This is a genomic window from Mycoplana azooxidifex (genome assembly GCF_014196765.1).
Lineage (GTDB): Bacteria > Pseudomonadota > Alphaproteobacteria > Rhizobiales > Rhizobiaceae > Mycoplana > Mycoplana azooxidifex.
In genome coordinates, this window is the sequence record NZ_JACIEE010000006.1 from 221550 (window position 1) to 240329 (window position 18780).

The 18780-nt window shown below is 64.6% G+C and carries 15 protein-coding genes; 12 read left to right on the forward strand and 3 right to left on the reverse strand.

Going from position 1 to position 18780, the window contains the following annotated elements:
* Positions 1–326 precede the first annotated feature (326 nt).
* The 3 genes from GGQ64_RS15510 (at position 327) to GGQ64_RS15520 (ending at position 7716) form a co-directional block, all read left to right on the forward strand.
* Positions 327–4151: a vitamin B12-dependent ribonucleotide reductase gene (locus GGQ64_RS15510; protein ID WP_183805883.1), complete on the forward strand. Its 3825-nt coding sequence runs from the start codon at positions 327–329 to the stop codon at positions 4149–4151.
* Positions 4152–4803: 652 nt separating this feature from the next.
* Entirely contained in the window at positions 4804–5607 is an 804-nt protein-coding gene (locus GGQ64_RS15515) for a hypothetical protein (protein ID WP_183805885.1), read from the forward strand.
* Positions 5608–5724: 117 nt separating this feature from the next.
* Positions 5725–7716: a PhoX family protein gene (locus GGQ64_RS15520; RefSeq protein ID WP_183805888.1), complete on the forward strand. Its 1992-nt coding sequence runs from the start codon at positions 5725–5727 to the stop codon at positions 7714–7716.
* Positions 7717–7850: 134 nt separating this feature from the next.
* Here GGQ64_RS15520 and GGQ64_RS15525 read toward each other — a convergent pair whose 3' ends face one another.
* Complete coding sequence (locus GGQ64_RS15525) at positions 7851–8519, reverse strand: hypothetical protein (protein ID WP_246422694.1); 669 nt, start codon at positions 8517–8519, stop codon at positions 7851–7853.
* Between the two features lie 418 nt (positions 8520–8937).
* Here GGQ64_RS15525 and GGQ64_RS15530 point away from each other — a divergent pair, with 418 nt between their 5' ends.
* A complete protein-coding gene (locus GGQ64_RS15530) occupies positions 8938–9981 on the forward strand; it encodes a glycoside hydrolase family 25 protein (protein WP_183805890.1) in 1044 nt (347 codons plus the stop codon).
* Positions 9982–10038: 57 nt separating this feature from the next.
* Here the strand turns inward: GGQ64_RS15530 and GGQ64_RS15535 are convergent, their stop codons facing one another.
* Positions 10039–11229: a M23 family metallopeptidase gene (locus GGQ64_RS15535; protein ID WP_183805892.1), complete on the reverse strand. Its 1191-nt coding sequence runs from the start codon at positions 11227–11229 to the stop codon at positions 10039–10041.
* A 123-nt stretch (positions 11230–11352) separates the two neighbouring features.
* Positions 11353–13464 (reverse strand): calcium-binding protein, encoded by a 2112-nt coding sequence (locus tag GGQ64_RS15540; protein ID WP_183805894.1) that lies wholly within the window; start codon positions 13462–13464, stop codon positions 11353–11355.
* A gap of 291 nt (positions 13465–13755) precedes the next feature.
* Between GGQ64_RS15540 and GGQ64_RS15545 the strand changes: the two genes are divergently transcribed.
* The 8 genes from GGQ64_RS15545 to GGQ64_RS15580 all read left to right on the forward strand — a co-directional run bounded on the left by GGQ64_RS15545 (position 13756) and on the right by GGQ64_RS15580 (position 18780).
* Positions 13756–14262, forward strand: coding sequence for a hypothetical protein (locus GGQ64_RS15545; protein ID WP_183805895.1), 507 nt, complete (start codon positions 13756–13758; stop codon positions 14260–14262).
* Positions 14263–14455: 193 nt separating this feature from the next.
* Positions 14456–15367, forward strand: a complete 912-nt coding sequence (locus GGQ64_RS15550; protein WP_183805897.1) for a DnaJ C-terminal domain-containing protein — start codon at positions 14456–14458, stop codon at positions 15365–15367.
* A 16-nt stretch (positions 15368–15383) separates the two neighbouring features.
* Positions 15384–15698, forward strand: a complete 315-nt coding sequence (locus GGQ64_RS15555) for a chaperone modulator CbpM (RefSeq protein WP_183805899.1) — start codon at positions 15384–15386, stop codon at positions 15696–15698.
* Between the two features lie 55 nt (positions 15699–15753).
* A complete protein-coding gene (locus GGQ64_RS15560) occupies positions 15754–15930 on the forward strand; it encodes a hypothetical protein (protein WP_183805901.1) in 177 nt (58 codons plus the stop codon).
* Positions 15931–16149: 219 nt separating this feature from the next.
* The gene (locus GGQ64_RS15565; RefSeq protein WP_183805903.1) at positions 16150–16371 is read left to right on the forward strand and encodes a hypothetical protein; all 222 of its coding nucleotides are present in this window, start codon (positions 16150–16152) and stop codon (positions 16369–16371) included.
* Positions 16372–16386: 15 nt separating this feature from the next.
* Positions 16387–16842, forward strand: a complete 456-nt coding sequence (locus GGQ64_RS15570) for a hypothetical protein (RefSeq protein WP_183805905.1) — start codon at positions 16387–16389, stop codon at positions 16840–16842.
* 19 nt (positions 16843–16861) lie between these two features.
* Positions 16862–18301, forward strand: coding sequence for a 4-hydroxy-tetrahydrodipicolinate synthase (gene dapA, locus GGQ64_RS15575; RefSeq protein WP_183805907.1), 1440 nt, complete (start codon positions 16862–16864; stop codon positions 18299–18301).
* Positions 18302–18441: 140 nt separating this feature from the next.
* Positions 18442–18780 (forward strand): DUF1883 domain-containing protein, encoded by a 339-nt coding sequence (locus GGQ64_RS15580; RefSeq protein WP_183805909.1) that lies wholly within the window; start codon positions 18442–18444, stop codon positions 18778–18780.

An 18780-nucleotide genomic window follows, 5' to 3' on the forward strand; every position in this document is an offset into this window, starting at 1 on the left:
CGACAAGTTTAAAGTCCGGTTCCGACAATCAACAAAAACGAATGATGACCATGCGTCGAGGTGGATGACCCGCCAGTCGCAGGGGAGGTTTTTGCGCACGATTTTGTCGCGGTCAGGGCCGCGAAAAGACTGGCATAAAGAAGTTGTTAACACTATATTTAGTGTTTGCAGCCATGCTCAGCACAAGATACAGGGTGCCGCGAGAACGGGTTTCCCGCACAGACATGAAGATTTGAGCTGGCTGCGCAAGGTCGCGGCCGGTCAGGGACAATTGCGCCTTGACGCTGGCCACAGCGGGCGCGCGACAATCAAAGGGACAAGGGACCATGCGCATAGAACGTCGCTTCACCAAGCAGGGCCAAACGGCCTATGCAGAGATCGAATTCCGCAAGGCCACCAGCGAGATCAAGAACCCGGACGGCTCGATCGTCTTCCGGCTCGCCGACATCGACGTTCCCGCCCAGTTCAGCCAGGTCGCAGCCGACATCCTGGCGCAGAAATATTTCCGCAAGGCAGGCGTGCCGGCCAAGCTGAAGAAGGTCGAGGAGAACGACGTCCCCTCCTTCCTCTGGCGCTCCGTCGCCGACACCGAAGCCCTGAAAGCGCTCCCCGAGGGTGAGCGCTACGGCTCGGAGACCGACGCCCGCCAGGTGTTCGACCGTCTCGCCGGCACCTGGACCTACTGGGGCTGGAAGGGCGGCTACTTCGCTACCGAGGAAGACGCATCCGCCTTCAAGGACGAGCTTGCTTACATGCTCGCCACCCAGCGCGTCGCCCCCAACTCGCCGCAGTGGTTCAACACCGGCCTGCACTGGGCCTACGGCATCGACGGCCCCGGCCAGGGCCACTTCTATGTCGATCCCTTCACCGGCAAACTGACCAAGTCCAAGTCGGCCTACGAGCACCCGCAGCCGCATGCCTGCTTCATCCAGTCGGTCGAGGACGATCTCGTCAACGAGAACGGCATCATGGACCTTTGGGTGCGCGAGGCGCGCCTGTTCAAGTACGGCTCCGGCACCGGCTCCAACTTCTCGCACCTGCGCGGCGAAGGCGAAAGGCTTTCCGGCGGCGGCCGCTCGTCCGGCCTGATGAGCTTCCTCAAGATCGGCGACCGTGCTGCGGGTGCGATCAAGTCGGGCGGCACGACGCGGCGCGCGGCCAAGATGGTCGTGGTCGACATCGACCACCCGGACATCGAGGCCTACATCAACTGGAAGGTCAAGGAAGAGCAGAAGGTGGCAGCGCTCGTCACCGGCTCGAAGATCGTCGCCGGCCATCTCAAGGCGATCATGAAGGCCTGCATCAATTGCGCAGCCGACAACGACGCCTGCTTCGACCCGAACGAGAACCCGGCGCTGAAGCGCGAGATCCGCGCTGCCAAGAAGAACCAGGTTCCGGAAAACTACATCAAGCGCGTCATCCAGTTCGCACGCCAGGGCTACAAGGACATCGAGTTCAAGACCTACGACACCGACTGGGATTCGGAAGCCTACCTTACGGTGTCGGGCCAGAACTCCAACAACTCGGTCTCGCTCAAGGACGATTTCCTGCGCGCCGTCGAGGATGATGGAAACTGGAACCTGACCGCCCGCAAGGACGGCCGTGTGATGAAGACGCTGAAGGCGCGCGACCTGTGGGAGCAGATCTCCCACGCCGCCTGGGCGTCGGCCGATCCTGGCCTGCACTTCAACACGACCATGAACGACTGGCACACCTGCCCGGCGGCCGGCCCGATCCGCGCGTCGAACCCGTGCTCGGAATACATGTTCCTCGACGACACGGCCTGCAACCTCGCCTCGCTGAACCTGCTGCAGTTCAAGGATGCGGCCACCAAGAACATCAACATCGCCGACTACGAGCATGCCGTCCGCCTGTGGACGATCGTGCTCGAAGTCTCCGTGATGATGGCACAGTTCCCCTCGCGCCAGATCGCCGAGCTCTCCTACGAATACCGCACGCTCGGCCTCGGCTATGCCAATATCGGCGGCCTGCTGATGTCGTCGGGCATCCCCTACGACTCGACCGAGGGCCGCGCCATCGCCGGCGCCCTGACGGCGATCATGACCGGTGTTTGCTATGCGACGTCGGCCGAGATGGCCGGCGAGCTCGGCACCTTCCCCGGCTTTGCGCCGAACCGCGACAACATGCTGCGCGTCATGCGCAACCACCGCCGCGCGGCTTACGGCGAGACCAGCGGCTACGAGAAGCTGTCGGTCGATCCGGTCGCCCTTCTCCATGACGATTGCCCCGACCAGGACCTGATCGTCCACGCCATGGCAGCTTGGGACAAGGCCGTCGAACTCGGCGAGAAGCACGGCTACCGCAACGCGCAGGTCTCGGTGATCGCGCCGACCGGCACGATCGGCCTCGTCATGGATTGCGACACCACCGGCATCGAGCCCGATTTCGCTCTGGTGAAGTTCAAGAAGCTCGCCGGCGGCGGCTACTTCAAGATCATCAACCGCGCCGTGCCCGAGGCGCTGCGCACTCTGGGCTATTCGGAGGCCCAGATCGCCGAGATCGAGGCCTATGCGGTCGGCCACGGCAACCTGAACCAGGCGCCGGCCGTCAACCCGGGTTCGCTCAAGGCCAAGGGTTTCACCGACGAGAAGATCGCAGCCGTCAACGGTGCGCTCAAGGCCGCCTTCGACATCAAGTTCGTGTTCAACCAGTGGACGCTCGGCGCCGACTTCCTCAAGGAGACGCTGAAGGTTACCGACGAGCAGCTTGCCGACATGAGCTTCAACCTGCTCGAGCACATCGGCTTTTCGAGGAAGGACATCGAGGCCGCCAACATCCACGTCTGCGGCGCCATGACGCTGGAAGGCGCACCGTTCCTTAAAGTCGAGCACCTGCCGGTGTTCGATTGCGCCAACCCCTGCGGCAAGATCGGCAAGCGCTACCTGTCGGTCGAATCCCACATCCGCATGATGGCGGCCGCGCAGCCGTTCATCTCGGGTGCAATCTCCAAGACGATCAACATGCCCAACGAGGCGACCGTGGAGGATTGCGGCTCGGCCTACATGCTGTCGTGGAAGCTGGCGCTGAAGGCCAACGCGCTCTACCGCGACGGCTCGAAGCTGTCGCAGCCGCTCAACGCCTCGCTGATCGAGGACGAGGCTGAAGACGAGACCGTCGAGGACCTGATCCAGGCGCCGGCCGCCGCCCAGGCGGTCGCCGTCACCGAGAAGATCGTCGAGCGGATCATCGAGCGCGTCACCCGCGAGCGCGAGAAGCTGCCGAACCGGCGCCAGGGCTACACCCAGAAGGCCGTCGTCGGCGGGCACAAGGTGTATCTGCGCACCGGCGAGTTCGGCGACGGCCGCATCGGCGAGATCTTCATCGACATGCACAAGGAAGGGGCCGCCTTCCGCGCGATGATGAACAACTTCGCCATCGCGATCTCGCTCGGCCTGCAATACGGCGTGCCGCTGGAGGAATATGTGGAGGCCTTCACCTTCACCAAGTTCGAGCCGGCCGGCATGGTCCAGGGCAACGATGCGATCAAGAACGCGACCTCGATCCTCGACTACGTGTTCCGCGAACTGGCTGTCTCCTATCTCGGCCGCCACGACCTCGCCCATGTCGACACCTCCGACTTCGGCAACACGGCACTCGGCAAGGGCATCCAGGAAGGCAAGACCAACCTCGTCTCCACCGGCTGGACCCGCGGCTACAAGCCGACGCTCGTCTCCGGCACCGGCGGTGAACGCCAGGGAGGCGAGCCGAAGGGAGCTGCGACCGCCGCTCCCGCCAAGGCCTCGTCCGCAGGCAACGTGACGGCCTTTGCCGGTAGTGCTGCCCGCAAGCTGGAGCCGGCCACCGCGATCTCGACCTCCGAGATCGTCGCCTTCAAGCGCGACTACGAGGAGCGGGCGGCGGAACTGGCCGAAGAGATCGCCGAGGAAGTTTCCGAGGAGGTCGTCACCGAAAGCCAGCAGTCCGTCACAGCCCTCTTCTCCGACAAGGCCGCCGCCGACGCGGCAGCCGCCAAGGCCGAGGCCAAGAAGGTGGAAAACGAACGCCGCATGCGCTCGATCGCGCAGGGCTACACCGGCAACATGTGCTCGGAGTGCCAGAACTTCACGATGGTGCGGAACGGCACCTGCGAGAAGTGCGACACGTGTGGAGCTACGAGCGGGTGCAGCTGATTTCTTGAATAGCTAAGAATTGTCTAGCCCGGAGGAAACTTCGGGCTAGACAGTTAAAGAGAACAAAACAAGATTCGGACTTATCAATTTGCGTGCAACAGAAATGACAAAGCCGAGGTCCTTTGACCCCGGCTTTGGATACCGCGAAAAGGCCGAAACCTACGCGGGGCTAAGAGACTCACATCCCTTGCCTGTAGCATGGTTAGTATATGGGGTTTGACGTTTCCGAGTCGAGGTAGCTTCGGTGGCCATTAACAGGGAGAATATCCAATGGCCCAAAATGAACGTACGTCAAAGTCTGTAGCGTCGACGGCGTCAAGATTGCTGAAAAACCCTAAATCGTCGCCTGCCGTTAAAAGTGTAGCGGCTTCGGCGTTGACACAAGCACCAAACAAGAAAAAATAACTTGGCACGATTGCTTCCGCGGAAGATTTCCGCGGAAGCACTTTCGAGGCTTGCCTCCGAGCGTGCGATGAGGCGGCGTGATCCGAAGCGTTCGCGAATCCTTTCGTTGTGATCAAATGCGCCGAAAGCCACCGTCGCACTGATTTTCAGCCGTCGTTCTGCGTGCGCCCGTAGGCTTCCGGGACAGATCGGGCAAATACGACAGTTATATTACACCGTCATAAAACCTTCACATTTCATCCCTTGATTGCTGCAAATGCAGCGATTATTCAACCTCGCGCCCGCGCCGGAAGTCCTCCGGAAATTCCTGATCGTCCTTCTGCCGGTCGACCTTGCATTTCTGCTTCTCCATATCGTTCTTCGCGGCTTCGAGGCGGCGGAGGTCATCGAAAAGGTGCCGCCTCTCCTGTCCGTGTTTGGCGACGTCGGGCTCGCCGAGCGCTTCAACCATGCGAAATGGATCCTGATCGTCGTCCTGATGGTGGCTCTCTTCCGCCGCCTGCGCGTCGCGGCATTCCTCGCCTTTGCAGTCATCTTCCTGCTGATCCTTGCTGACGACGCTCTGCGCCTCCACGAACGCGGCAGCGTGGTGGTGAATACCTTTTGGCCGACGATGCCGACCTTCGGCATGTCGAAAGGGGAAATGGGCGAAGTGGTGATCTGGGCCGCACTCGGCGTCGTTGCCGTACCGGTGATCCTTTGGGGGTTGCTGGCCACCGAGCGCCGTTGGTGGAGGCATGCAGCAATCATGCTGGCGGGCCTAAGCGGCCTCGTTTTCTTCGGCGTCGTCTTCGACATCATGCAGGAGCCGCTGCACTATATCCAAACGCCCGGCGTCACATACTGGCTGCTGCAACTGGCAGGTCTCGTGGAAAGCGCCGGCGAATCGTTCTTTGCCTCCTTTACTGCCGCATCCGCCATTGCCATCTTTTACGCGTGTGGCCGGCTCGCTGACGGGCGCCACTCCGGCATCGGTCCCCTCCCCGTTCCCCGGCATCAGCACGTCGCCGTGCGCAGCCAACACCGAGAGGTTCGACGCAAGGAGGGCTGAGCGGCCTGCGTGACTATGAACAGCTCCATCCGCCTCTGTCGCAAAACCGAAACATGCCGTCTCTATGGGCTAGAACGACTCTAAACCGGGAGTCCAGTCCAACGCGGAGACCGCAAGATGACCGAACAATTCTCTCAAAAGATTTTCCCGACGACGCAGCTCGAAGACGCCGATGGCGACGGGCATAATCCGACGCTGAACCCGACCATGGGCGAGATCATCGGCAAGCGTTTCTCGCGCCGCGGGTTCCTGCAGGGTTCGCTCGCCGTCTCGGCGATCGCCGCGACCGTCTGTCCCGCAGCACTTCTGAGCGCACCCAATGCAGCGCGCGCGGCCGGCGGTTCGGCCTTCTCGTTTGCCGAGGTCGAGGCCGGCGTCGACGCCAATCACCATGTCGCCGAGGGCTATGACGCCGACGTCCTGCTGCGCTGGGGCGACGCCCTCTTCTCCGATTCGCCCGCCTTCGACCCGACGAAGCAGACCGCGGCGGCGCAGGAGCGCCAGTTCGGCTACAACAACGACTATGTCGGCTTCATCCCGCTGGAAGGCTCCTCCGAGCATGGCCTTCTCGTGGTCAATCACGAATACACCAACCCGCACCTGATGTTCCCCGGCCTCGTCAAGATCGTCGACGGCAAGGTCGAGCAGGGGCCGCTGTCGAAGGAGCAGGTGGATGTCGAGATGGCCGCCCACGGCGGCACGATCGTCGAGATCCGCAAGGTCGACGGCAAGTGGCAGGTCGTGCCGGACGGCAAGCTGAACCGCCGCGTCACCGCCAGCACCGAGATGCAACTCACCGGTCCCGTCGCCGGCCACGACCGCGTCAAGACCAATGGAGACGCCAGCGGCAAGAAGGTCTTCGGCACGCTCAACAACTGTGCCGGCGGGGTGACCCCGTGGGGCACCTACATCATGGCGGAAGAGAATTTTCACGGCTACTTCTCCGGCGAACTGCCGGCCGGCCATGCCGAGGCCGGCAACTACGAGCGCTACGGCGTGCCGGAAGGCGGCTACGAGTGGGCCAACTTCTACGACCGCTTCGACCTCGCCAAGGAGCCGAACGAACCTAATCGCTTCGGCTGGATCGTCGAGGTCGACGTGATGGACCCGACCTCGGTGCCGAAGAAGCGCACCGCACTCGGCCGCACCAAGCACGAAGGCGCCGAATCGATCGTGGCCGCGAACGGCAAGGTCGTCTTCTACCTCGGCGATGACGAGCGCTTCGACTACGTTTACAAGTTCGTCACCGACGGCAGCTACAACCCGGACGACCGCGCCGCCAACATGGACCTGCTCGATGCCGGCATGCTCTATGTGGCCAAGTTCGATGAAGACGGCACCATGGCCTGGCTGCCGGTCGTGCATGGCGAGGGTCCGCTGACGGCCGAGAACGGCTTTGCCAGCCAGGCGGACGTGCTGATCGAGACCCGCCGCGCCGGCGATCTTCTCGGCGCCACCAAGATGGACCGTCCCGAGGACGTGCAGCCGAACGGCGTCAACGGCAAGGTCTACGTCATGCTGACCAACAACACCAAGCGCAAGGCCGACCAGGTCGACGCCGCCAACCCGCGCGCGGAAAACGCCTTCGGCCACATCATCGAGATCGAGGAAGACGGCGGCGACTTCACCGCGATCTCGGGCAAATGGGAAGTGCTGCTGAAGTGCGGCGACCCGTCCGTCGCCGACGTCGGCGCCACCTTCTCGACCGAAACGACGAAAAACGGCTGGTTCGGTATGCCCGACAACTGCGCCGTCGACGCCGCAGGCCGCCTGTGGGTCTCGACCGACGGCAACAACAACAAGGCCACTGGCCGCACCGACGGCCTCTGGGCGGTGGACACCGAGGGCGACGCCCGCGCCACCTCCAAGCTGTTCTTCCGCGTGCCGGTCGGCGCGGAGATGTGCGGCCCGCTGTTCACCCCGGACGACGAGACGGCCTTCGTCGCCGTCCAGCATCCGGGCGACGGCGGCGAGGACTGGGACGGCCACGGCCGCCCGTCCTACTACGAGGACCTCTCCACCCGCTGGCCGGACTTCAAGGACGACATGCCGGTGCGTCCGGCCGTGGTCGCGATCACCAAGGTCGGCGGCGGCAAGATCGCCGTCTGATCCTGCGCGAGCCTGCGGCTGCGGCCGCAGCGACGACGACAGGGCCGGCCGCACGCTTGCGGCCGGCGATGGCCTTCTGCCTGAATCTCTCCTCGCCCGTGGGACAGAGAATCAGGACGATGCGGCGTCGAGGCTTATTGCCATCCGCCGTTGGGCAACTGGCCATGGTAGGGCGTGTCGCGGCAATGACCCCACGGACCGAGCCAGTAGCCGGGAGGGCAAGGGTTGGCGGCGACAGGCGGGTAATAGGGGTGAGGACGATAATAGTGCGGCTCGGCCACAGCGGCGCCCAGGGCCGCGCCGGTGGCAAGCCCGACCCCGTACCATCCGGCATTGTTCCAGCCGCGCCAATGATCGACGAACAGCGCCGCCGGCCCGCTTGCCCCTGCAAGGCTGCCTTCGAGCACCGTGACATCGAATGTCAGCGTCGTGCCTTCCAGCGTCGGGGACTTGAGCGTCACCACGGCATCGCTGACATCCGAACCGCCACCGAGGATGGAAATCGTCGCATTGGGCGGATCGCTCTCGAAACTGTCCGGCCCCTGCCCCCACTGCTTGACGATCTCGTCGGTCGAAACATGACCCGCGGCCCGCGCCGGGCGATCTGCGAACACGATCGCGCTTGCGGCCACGCCGGTCAGAACGAGCTTTTCGCCTTCCAGCGTCGCACCATCGGAATTGATCACCAGGAGGGAGGCGAACGGACCCTTCTGGGTGACCTGGCCGACCGTCTTCTCGAGCGGAACATGCGGCTTCTTCACATTGTCCTGGCTCCAAACGTTGCCGCCGTTCAGAACTGCCATGGTACCTGCCAGAAGGAGGCAGAACGTTAGCTTGCGTGTCATATGCGCGTCTCCGGAATGGGTTGATGTCGAAAAGTCGGTTTCAAAACTCTGTCTTCCGCCTCGCTGCCGAGCGGGCAAACAACCGGGCCGACAGGACTCCTGCGCCAACCCAGCCCCAAGCGATGCAACCATAGGCTTGCAACAGATTTCCAGCCAGCGAAAAACGACAGTGACGGCGGCCGAGCAGAGGGTGTCGCAATGGCGCCCCGCGTACCGACCCGCGGCCGACAGCACCGGCAGGTTGCGGCGCGTATCAATTTCGCACCGTAAAGATTGGATTCAGTCTTTCTTGGTAATTCTCCGTTAGCCTTTCCCTTCTGTGGTTCCTGGCGGCTCCGTTCGAGCCGTCTTCCTTGGTCTTGCGTAACGGGTTCCCATGCATCTTTCGGCCGCCCCTGCCCTCATCCTCATCGGTCTCGTGCTCGCGGGCTGCTCGTCCAGTTCCGGCCCGGAGGCACTCCAGGCGGGGCTGACATCCCGCGAGACGACGAGCTCCATCGTGCGGCCTGCGGCACCGGTGCCGACCGCCGACGTCGGCGATGCCGCGGGAGAGACGGGCGAAGACGGCGCGCCACCGCACGAACTCGCCTGGGCCGGCCCGGTCCCCGATCAGCAGCAATTCGAGGCGGTGACGCGCGATGCCGGCATGGCGGTGCCCGCGCAGCGTCCGCTCGAAGCGATCGCCCCCGAGCAACCGGCCCCAAGCGGCCGGAGCGGCAAACGCTCTCGCGTCTACAGCCAGCGCTTCGGCGACGCCAAGCCGATCAACTTCGGCAAGGTCAGCCCACGCCACCACGCCGTCCACGGCGTCGACGTTTCGCGCTGGCAGGGCGAGATCGACTGGGGAACGCTGCGGACGCAAGGGGCGAACTTCGCCTTCATCAAGGCAACCGACGGCGGCGACCACCTCGACCCGATGTTCCAGAAGAACTGGCGCCGGGCCAAGGAAGCCGGGATCAAGCGCGGCGCCTACCACTTCTTCTACTGGTGCCGCACCGCCGGAGAGCAGGCCGACTGGTTCATCCGCAACGTGCCGCGGGAAGCAGGCGCGCTGCCGCCGGTGATCGACGTCGAATACAATGGCGAGTCGAGCTGCAAGCGCCGGCTGTCGCGTGCCACGGTGCTGGAGAAGATGCAGGTGTTCATGGACAAGCTCGAGCGCCATTACGGCCAGCGCCCGATCATCTACACCGCACCGGACTTCTATGCCGACAACCTCGAAGGTGCGTTCCCGAACCATCCGTTCTGGCTGCGCTCGGTCGCAGCCCATCCGTCCAAGCGCTATCCCAACCGCAAATGGGTGTTCTGGCAGTATTCCGGTTCCGGCCTGTCGCAGGGCGTGAACGGCAAGATCGACCTCAACGTCTTCCGCGGCAGCGAGAGCGATTGGCACAACTGGCTGGCCGGCCAGTCGAGCTGAACGGGCCGCACCCGTTCGGCGCACAAGCAGCCAGCCCGGTGACCAGTGGCCGGCGGGTCATTCGAAATCGACGACTTCGTCGTTCAGCGGCAGCTGGTTGACGTGATCGCCGGCGAGCGCCTTGCCAATGCGCGCCGCCTGCCCATTCTCTATCGCATCGTCCGAGCCCGGCTCGAGCGTGCCGCTGCTGGAAAAGCGCGTGAAGACGAAGGGCAGGCCGTTGGCGTCGAGCGGCGACGGGCCGTCCATCACGTGGAAATGCAGGTGTGGCGCAGTCGAATTGCCGGTGTTGCCGAGCAGGCCGATCACCTGCCCGGTCTCGACCCGGTCGCCGAGCTTCACTTTCAGGCTGCCGCGCTGCAGGTGCGCATAGAAGGCATAGGCGCCGCCGCCGATGTCGACCACCAGCATGTTTCCGCCGACGTTTTCAGCCGTGATGCCCTTGGCGTCCTTGCCCGGAACCTGCTCGTCGGCCTCGTCGTAAAGATTGACCACGACGCCGTCGGCCGCAGAGTAGATCGGCACTCCATAGTAAGCGTAGCTTTCAAGCTTGGCGGCGTCGCCGGTGAAGACCCGGCCGCCATCGTCGAGCTTGATCCAGTCGATCGCGAAGCGCTCGGGCACGCGCAAGGCGCCGTTGACGGGGATGACCGCGCCACGATGCGAGGTGATGGCGTCGCAGCAACCGTTCACCGCGATCCAGCCCTTGCCCTTCAGCGGCGGGGCAACGACCACGGCCGGCTTTCCGAGCGCCGTGCGCGCGCCGGTGAAGCTGGAGGTGGCGGCCAGCGGGCTGTCCTCGGGCAGAGGTGTCGGCTTGCCGTCTGCGCCCGCGGCCATGCGGTTTGTCGTGATGCGCGCACTGACGTCTGCCGGCAGAGGCTCACCGGCAGCGAAGCTGACGTCCATGAACACGATGGCCGAGCCGCCGGGCGGCAGCCGCGACCCGGTGTCGGCATAGGAAGCCGTCATCGCCGCCAGCCCTTCGCCCTCAAGCGACCAGAGGCTGCGCCCATCCGCATCCACTGCCTCCACCTGTTCGAGGGTGACGATCAGCTTGCTCGGATTGACGACCAGGAGTTCGTAGGCGAGATGCACGCGACCGTCGGCGCCGAGGACCGGATTGGGTTCGCTGATCACGCGCGCCGCGATCGTGCTGAGGACTTCGTCCGGTTTCAGCGATTGCCCGTGAGCAAGCGGTGCAACGGCGATCATCGCGACCGCGGCCAGAATCGGCAGAACCCGCATGACTTTCCCTCCCACAAAGGATGGCTCGCCCACGCCGGATCGCTTCAGGCCTATGGGCGCATCCGGGCGCAGACTGTCATGAAACGCGCCGGCGCGCCATCTGGCACGCCGGCGCGGCCCGGCTCACAGGATGAAATCGGACGCCTTCAGGTTGAACGTACCGTCCAGCAGGATCGCGAAATCAGCCTTTCCGTTGCCGTTGATGTCGGCCAGCACCAGCGTGTCGCCGTTCTTGTGCTGGTAGCGCAGTTCGCCGGCCTTCTTGTGGAAGGCGTCGTCGCCGATGAAGACGAAGGCATTGTTGCCGCTGACGGCGGTCTTCGCATCGATTGCGGAAAGGCTGATCTCGTCGCCGCTGCTGCGGCTGAAATCGTCGATCCTGTCGCACCCGGACGAAGCGACCGTCGAATGGCCGACCAGCCGGAAGACGAAGGTGTCGCCGCCTGACCCGCCCAGCAGCCTGTCTGCACCGGCGCCGCCCTCGAGCGCGTCGTTGCCGGTGTCTCCCTTCAGCGTGTCGTTGCCACTGTCGCCGTAGAGGCGGTCATTGCCCGAACCGCCGTCCATCCCGTCCTTTCCGGCGCCGCCGTAAAGCGTGTCGTTTCCGGCTACGCCCAGGAGCCTGTCGTTGCCGGCGCCGCCCTCCAGCCTGTCGTGGCCGATGCCGCCGTCGAGTGTGTCGTTGCCGCTGCCTCCACCGAGCGTATCGTTGCCGCCATAGCCAAAGATGCGGTCGTTGCCGGTGCCGCCGTAGAGGCGATTTGCACTTTCGCTGCCCCGGATCACCTCGTGAATGTCGTCGTCGTTTGCGATCGTCGCCTTGCCGGCCGTGATCACGTTCTTCACGATGCCACCCGCAGGCGGGGTGAGGACCAGCGAGAAGGTCTCGTCTCCCTCGAGGCGCTCGTCCGCGCGCAGGTCGACCGCGACCGCCGCGACCGTCTGGCCGGCCAGAAATGTCACCGAGCCGGTCTTTCCGATGTAGTCGCTTCCGTTCGCGGCGGTTCCATTCGAGGTCTTGAACTTGAACGTGAGGCTTTCATCATAAACCTCTGAAAGATGTATCTGGAATACCGCCTGGCGCGTGCCAGAATCGCCTTCCACCACCGTGGGGCTCGATACGAAGACAGAGCGGTTGCTGCCGGTGCCGTCGTCGTCGTTGACGATGCCCAGGACGCGCTCGACCTTCTGGTATCCGGCAAACCGCGCGTTCTGCGGGCCGGAAAGCTCCAGCCACAGCGATTCGTCGACTTCGTCCAGGTTGTCGGGATTGGCGCGGATCTCGACGAAACCGACCCTGTCGCCCGCCTCGATCACGAGGGTCCCCGTCTGGGGCGGGTAGTCGCGGTTGTTGAGGGGCGCATCGGTCGCAGATCCGAGGACGGTGCGATAGTCGATGCGCACCTCGTCGTCGGTGGCCTTGGAAAGGACGACACGGAAGCGCATCGTCCCTCCCTCGGTCTGGGTCGCCCGCTCCGCGAAGATGATCGGGATCGCCCCGTTGCCCGTGTCGTCATCGAGGATGGTGGCGGTCCCGGCGCTCCCCTCGTGGCCGTTCCTGATCGCGTCCGGCGGGTCGAAGACGAGCGAGAAGTTCTCGTTGAGTTCGATGGAATTGTCCCCCACAAGGTCGATTGCGACCGTCGCGGTGGTCGCGCCGGCCGAGATCGTGACCGCGCCGGTCTTGGCGACATAGTCCTTTCCGGCCAGCGCCGATCCGTTCGCGGTGCGATAGTTCAGCGTCAGGTCGCTGGCCAGCGCCTCGGATATGTGAACCTCGAACACCGCCCGCCGCGTGCCGCCATCTCCCTCCACGACGATCGGGTTCGAGACGAACATCGCAAGGTCGGATCCCGTGCCGTCGTTGTCCTGGACGATGCCCAGGACCCGGACGACCGCAGGATTGCCGACGAAGGCAGCCCCCTTGGGATTGAACAGTTCCAGCCAGAAGGACTCGTCGACCTCGTCGAGGTAGTCGGGCCTTGCACGAACCACGATCTCACCCTCCGTCTGTCCGGCGGGAATGACGAGCGTGTCGATCCGGTAGATGCCGCCGTTTCCCTTGTAGACGGTATAGTCCTGCTGGTTGAGTGGCGAATCCTTGGCGCTGCCCTCGAAGCCGCGATAGTCGATCCTGACCTCGTCCGTCGTCGGCGCGCTCAGGCTCACCTTATAGCGGAGATAGCCGCCCTCCAGAGCCTCCACGCGCGTAATGCTGATGGTCGGAACCGCCATGTCGCCCTCCCGTTGAAGAATGTATCAAGCATTTCGAATTGCAGACACGCGGGATCGTGCACCCGTCCGGCAATGGAGACGGGAGTCCGGTGTTGGAATTACGTATATTAGAAATTGCTTTATCATGAAGTTTCGAGCCAGGGGATAGCTCATCCTATCTACTACGGCCGCTTTTCAGCGCTCATCCGATCGCTCGCCACGATTTGTTTGAGAAAACCCCTCGATTTCGACTAGATTTCCAAACAGGATAGGCACGGATCGCCGTCGGCCCTGATGCAAGGCAGGTCACGAATGTATATCTCCGTCAGACTTCTGTCCTTTGTGTCCCTGCTCGTTGCAGCAGCTCCGGCGGTTGCCGACGAGAACGCGTTCCTGCAATCGCTCTCGGGCGACTGGAGGGGCAACGGAACTGTGGTCATGCGGATTGGCAGGCCGGCGGTCAGCGTCGATTGCAGGCTTCGCTCCGATGCCGGCGCCGCCTCGATTTCCATGAAGGGAAACTGCAGCGCGCTCGCCGTCTTCCGCCGGGCGATCTCCGCCGAGCTCAAGGCCAGGGGCGCGCGCTACAGTGGCGTCTATGTCGGCCCGTCCGGCCGCCCCTCGACGCTCTCCGGGAACCGGAAAGGCGGGACCATCAACCTCGCGGTCCGCTGGAGCAGGGTCGTCAACGGCGACCGCCGGGCGGAGATGACGATCCAGAAGGTCGGCGACAACGGCCTGCGGCTGCGCACGGTCGACCACAATCCGTCCAACGGCAAGACGGTGGTGACGAGCGACATCCGCCTCGTCCGCAACTGAAGCGCCCGGCTTCTTCGGCTCCCGTCGGCTGCCTGCGACACATTTCGCCAGCACCTCTCCCTGTTCATTTCCAGGGCGTGCCCTATGGTTGAGATCGGGGCAGAGAAGTGCGACGTTTCGTCTGCGCGAGGGGCTTTTCGTTTCTGCCTCGCCCCAGTCACGGTTCGCCAGCCACGGTTCGAAGGAACAGAGAATGAGCCGCAGTCCCTACGAGGTCCTTGGTGTCGGCAAGAACGCGACACAGAAGGATATCCAGAGCGCCTACCGGAAGCTCGCCAAGAAGCTGCACCCCGACCTCAATCCCGGCGACAAGACCGCCGAAGAGAAGTTCAAGTCCGTGTCCGTGGCCTATGCGCTGCTCGAGGATGAGGAGAAGCGGGGAAAGTACGACCGGGGCGAAATCGACGAGACCGGGGCTGAGACCCCGCCGCGCCAGTACTATCGCGACTATGCCTCCGCCGGCCAAGCGGGCGAGCGATACCAGGGCAGCCAGAGCTTTTCGGACTTCGGCGACGCGGACGACATCTTCTCCGGCTTCTTCTCGCAGCGCGGACGCGGGCAGCAGGGCGGCAAGGGGCGCGATGCCTACTTCACCATGGAGCTCGACTTTCTCGAGGCGGCGAACGGCACGAAGAAGCAGATCAGCCTGCCCGACGGCCCGCCCATCGACCTAACCGTCCCGCCCGGCACCCGCGACGGCCAGACGCTGAGGCTGCGCGGCAAGGGGGAGCCGGGCCACAACGGCGCGCCCGCAGGCGATGCGCGCATCGAGATCCGCGTGCGGCCACATCCCTTCTACAGGCAGGACGGCAACGACGTCCGCTACGAGATCCCGATCTCGCTCACGGAAGCCGTGCTCGGCGGCAAGATCCGCGTTCCGACGCTCGACGGCGCCGTGAACGTGACGATCCCGCCGAACTCGAACACCGGCAAGACCCTGCGCCTGAAAGGAAAGGGCCTACATAAACAGGGCGGCGGCCATGGGGACGCCTACGTGACGCTTCAGGTCGTCCTGCCGCAGACGCCCGATCACGAGCTCACCGCGTTTGCGGAACGCTGGGAAGCCGGAAAGGCGCAGGCACCGCGCCGACACATGGGAGGCTGAGATGTGGGAGGCTGAGATGAAAGACACCGACCTCTGCCGCAACCTCGAAATCGAGATCACCATTCTCGAAACGTGGATCGAGCACCGCTGGCTGGTGCCCGAAGAACGGGACGGAGCACGCCTGTTCCACGACGCCGACCTCGCCCGTGCGCGCCTCATACAGGACCTGATCGGTCCGATGGGGGTGAACGACGACGGCGTCGACGTCGCCATGCAACTGCTCGACCAGATCCACGGCCTGCGTGGTAGACTGGGCCTGCTGATGCAGGCGATCCGCAGCCAGGACGAAGAGATCCAGCGGCACATCCTCGCCCTGATCGACGAGGAATAGCGAACCACGCGCAAGACTTTCATCACGACCAGGCATCACGACCAGGAGAATTTCCATGCCCACCGACAAGCCCGGAAAGTCACCACCCAAAAGCGCGCCCCCAAAGAGCGCTCAACAGAAGGACAAGGAAAAGCGCAAGAAGGAAGACGACTATCTGGACGAGGCGCTGGAGGAGACGTTTCCGGCCAGCGACCCGATCGCCCCGCCGAGATACGACGACAGCAAGAACTGATCCGCCGGCCGGCAAACCGGCCGGACTGACGATCGTGGGCGCCGGAAGACCCGCACCGCCGCCTGTCGCAGTGCCGCGGCATCGCGCCGCCTGAGGCGTCAGCGGTCTCTCGACCCCACCGGCCCTTATGATTTTCTTACGTCGGGCGGCGGCTTTCCCAATCGAATTCCTATCCGCACCCGCCCTAAATTCCCGGCATCGTCAACGGGATACGATGTCATGGCCACCCATAGAGATCAAAGCGCCCCAACGCCGTTCAGCACGCGGACGGTCTTCGCCTGGGCGACCATACGCGCCGCGGAGCGGGCGCGGCGGATGCAGATGCGCCGGCGGACCGAGGCCGGCGGCGGGCGGGGTCGCGGCCGGGCAAGCACCGGCGTACGCCTCGGCATCGCGCTGGCGTCGATCGCTGCCGGCATCGGCTGGCTCCTGTTCGGCTGACGGCTGGCTGCGACCATGCCGATACACAATCCCACGACGGCCCTTCCGCCCGCAAATAAGCGCCGCCTGCCCGACGACATCGATGCGGGTCTGCCGGAGAATGGTGATGCGGTGGCACTCCTGCGCCGCCGGATCACCGCCGCACGCGTGTTGCGCGAGCATATCGTCTGGGAGGCGGTGCGCGTGCTGCCCGCACTTTCGGATTTTCGCGCGGCACATGACGCCTTCGCCCGCTTCCGGCAGATGATGGAGCGTGACGATTTCGCCGACGCGATCCTGCTTCTGGCCGCCTCGGCGGTGCCTTCGCGCGAACTGCTGGAACTGACGCAGGCCGGCGGCATCTGGAGCTGCCGGCTGACAACGACGGTTGCGCCGCGGAGCCGGCGCCGGCGCATTCATACAGCTCACCATCCGGACCGCGCGGCCTGCCTGCTCGCGGCCCTTGTCGCCTCCGGCAGCAACGACGCCTGAGGTTCCCATGGAGTCCACGATGTCTCCTTTCCACGCCCTCCTTCCGCGCGGCGCCGTCTGCGACCTCGTCACGCCGTTTCGCGGCGGCACGCTCGATCGCATCGGTCTCCTGACCCTGATCGAATGGCAGATCAGGAGCGGAATTTCCGGCCTCGTCGTCTGCGGCGAAGCCGGCGAGGCGCCGACGCTGACGATAGACGAGCGCTGCAGCATCATCCGGACCGCCGTGGAGGTCGCTGAGCGCACCGTGCCGGTCATCGTCGGCTGCGGCACCAATTCGACCGAGACCACCATCGCGCTTTCAGCGCAGGCCAAGGCACTTGGCGCCCATGCGGCGCTGCTGACGGTCCCCTGCTACAGCAAGCCCTCGCAGGAGGGCATCTTCCGCCATGTGGAAGCGGTGGCAACGGCGGTCGACATTCCCCTCATCGTCTGCAACGCGCCGGCACGCACCGCGGTCGATCTCGCCCCGCACACGGTCGAGCGGCTGGCGACGATCGGGGCGGTCGCGGCCCTCGTCGACTGCACGGGCGAGGTTTCGCGTTTTGCCCGGACCGCGCCGGAGCTGCGGTCCCGCCTGCTTCACTATTGTGGCCACGAGCCGGCGGCCTGCGCCTTCAGCCTTTGCGGCGGCGGCGGGGTGTTCTCGATCGCGGCAAACGTCGCTCCGCGCCTGACCTCGGCGCTTCACAATGCGCTGCGCACCGGCAATGCCGACGTGGCCTACGCGCTGCAGGACCGGCTGACACCGTTGCTGGCCGCGCTGGAGAAGGAGAACATGATCGCCTGTACGAAGGACGCCCTGTCGCTCGTGCTCGGGCTTTCGGCCGAGGTGCGGCTTCCGCTGACGCCGCCGTCGCTCGAGGTGCAGAAGCCTCCTGCGCGCCGCGATCGCCGCCCTGCCGGAGCGCGCCGAGCTCATGAGCCGGACGGCATAGCCCATGGACCGCCCCGATACCGAACCGGCGACAGCAGAGGCGTCTCCCCGGAGGCTCCGATCGGATCGGCGACCAGACCAAGGCCCGGCCCCCAGCCCCGCCATGCTCGCCCTGCGCCACATCGGCCTGCGGCTCGGCATCACGATCCTGATCGCCGCTGCAATCCAGCTCGCCTGCGACCGGTCCGGCGGCTGACTTCATCGTCAACAGAGGAAATCTTCATCATGGGAAGTCGAATACATCGCCTGCGCGTCACAACCGGGCCCGCCCGGTTCACGGTCGGGCGCGACCACCACGGCTGGTGGGTCGTGCAGGACAGGCTCGGCAAGGTCGGAGGGCTGTTTGCCAGCGAGGACGCGGCCATGCATTTCGCCCGGGACGAGAGCGGCCGCGATCCCGCAGCCGTCTGCCAGGCCCCGAAGAGCCTTTGGGTGGAACTCGAAGGTGCCTCGAGACGGACGCAACGCCCGCGGCAACACAAGGTCGCGCGCGTGGCAGCGCCGAACCGCCGCCGGAACTGATCGTCGCGGCGGCCCGTGGCGCAGGCGCACGATCCGCCACTTAGCAGCCGCTGGCGTCGCCGGATTTTGCCACCCGGCGCCAACCGATCCTTAACCGCTGCCGTGCATGGTGGCAGCGGACCAAGGCAGCAAGGACGGCAATGGCGCAGACCTCCATCCCCTACACCCACTACGACCTCCAGGACATCCGCGAGGGCGTCGTGATCGAGATCACGCTTTCGGCCGTTGCCAATGTCCGACTGATGACGCATGCCGATTTCGATCTGTTCAAGAATGCGCGCCAGCACAAGTTCCTCGGCGGTGTGGCCAAGAAATCGCCGATCCGGCTGACGATCCCGAAGAACGCGCATTGGCATGTGGTCGTCGATACCGAGGGGCACTCCGGCAAGGTCGAATCCTCGATCCGGGTCGTGCCGAAGCCGAAGGTAAAAACCGGCCCCCGCCTGTCCCCGCCATCGCGGCAGTCCGCGCAGCGCTGA

Excerpts from the sequence above, each read along its gene's own strand:
- GGQ64_RS15510 (WP_183805883.1), top strand. The coding sequence starts at position 327 with ATGCGCATAGAACGTCGCTTCACCAAGCAGGGCCAAACGGCCTATGCA.
- GGQ64_RS15520 (WP_183805888.1), top strand. The coding sequence starts at position 5,725 with ATGACCGAACAATTCTCTCAAAAGATTTTCCCGACGACGCAGCTCGAA.
- GGQ64_RS15525 (WP_246422694.1), bottom strand. The coding sequence starts at position 8,519 with ATGGCAGTTCTGAACGGCGGCAACGTTTGGAGCCAGGACAATGTGAAG.
- GGQ64_RS15530 (WP_183805890.1), top strand. The coding sequence starts at position 8,938 with ATGCATCTTTCGGCCGCCCCTGCCCTCATCCTCATCGGTCTCGTGCTC.
- GGQ64_RS15535 (WP_183805892.1), bottom strand. The coding sequence starts at position 11,229 with ATGCGGGTTCTGCCGATTCTGGCCGCGGTCGCGATGATCGCCGTTGCA.
- GGQ64_RS15540 (WP_183805894.1), bottom strand. The coding sequence starts at position 13,464 with ATGGCGGTTCCGACCATCAGCATTACGCGCGTGGAGGCTCTGGAGGGC.
- GGQ64_RS15545 (WP_183805895.1), top strand. The coding sequence starts at position 13,756 with ATGTATATCTCCGTCAGACTTCTGTCCTTTGTGTCCCTGCTCGTTGCA.
- GGQ64_RS15550 (WP_183805897.1), top strand. The coding sequence starts at position 14,456 with ATGAGCCGCAGTCCCTACGAGGTCCTTGGTGTCGGCAAGAACGCGACA.
- GGQ64_RS15555 (WP_183805899.1), top strand. The coding sequence starts at position 15,384 with ATGAAAGACACCGACCTCTGCCGCAACCTCGAAATCGAGATCACCATT.
- GGQ64_RS15560 (WP_183805901.1), top strand. The coding sequence starts at position 15,754 with ATGCCCACCGACAAGCCCGGAAAGTCACCACCCAAAAGCGCGCCCCCA.
- GGQ64_RS15565 (WP_183805903.1), top strand. The coding sequence starts at position 16,150 with ATGGCCACCCATAGAGATCAAAGCGCCCCAACGCCGTTCAGCACGCGG.
- GGQ64_RS15570 (WP_183805905.1), top strand. The coding sequence starts at position 16,387 with ATGCCGATACACAATCCCACGACGGCCCTTCCGCCCGCAAATAAGCGC.
- dapA (WP_183805907.1), top strand. The coding sequence starts at position 16,862 with ATGTCTCCTTTCCACGCCCTCCTTCCGCGCGGCGCCGTCTGCGACCTC.
- GGQ64_RS15580 (WP_183805909.1), top strand. The coding sequence starts at position 18,442 with ATGGCGCAGACCTCCATCCCCTACACCCACTACGACCTCCAGGACATC.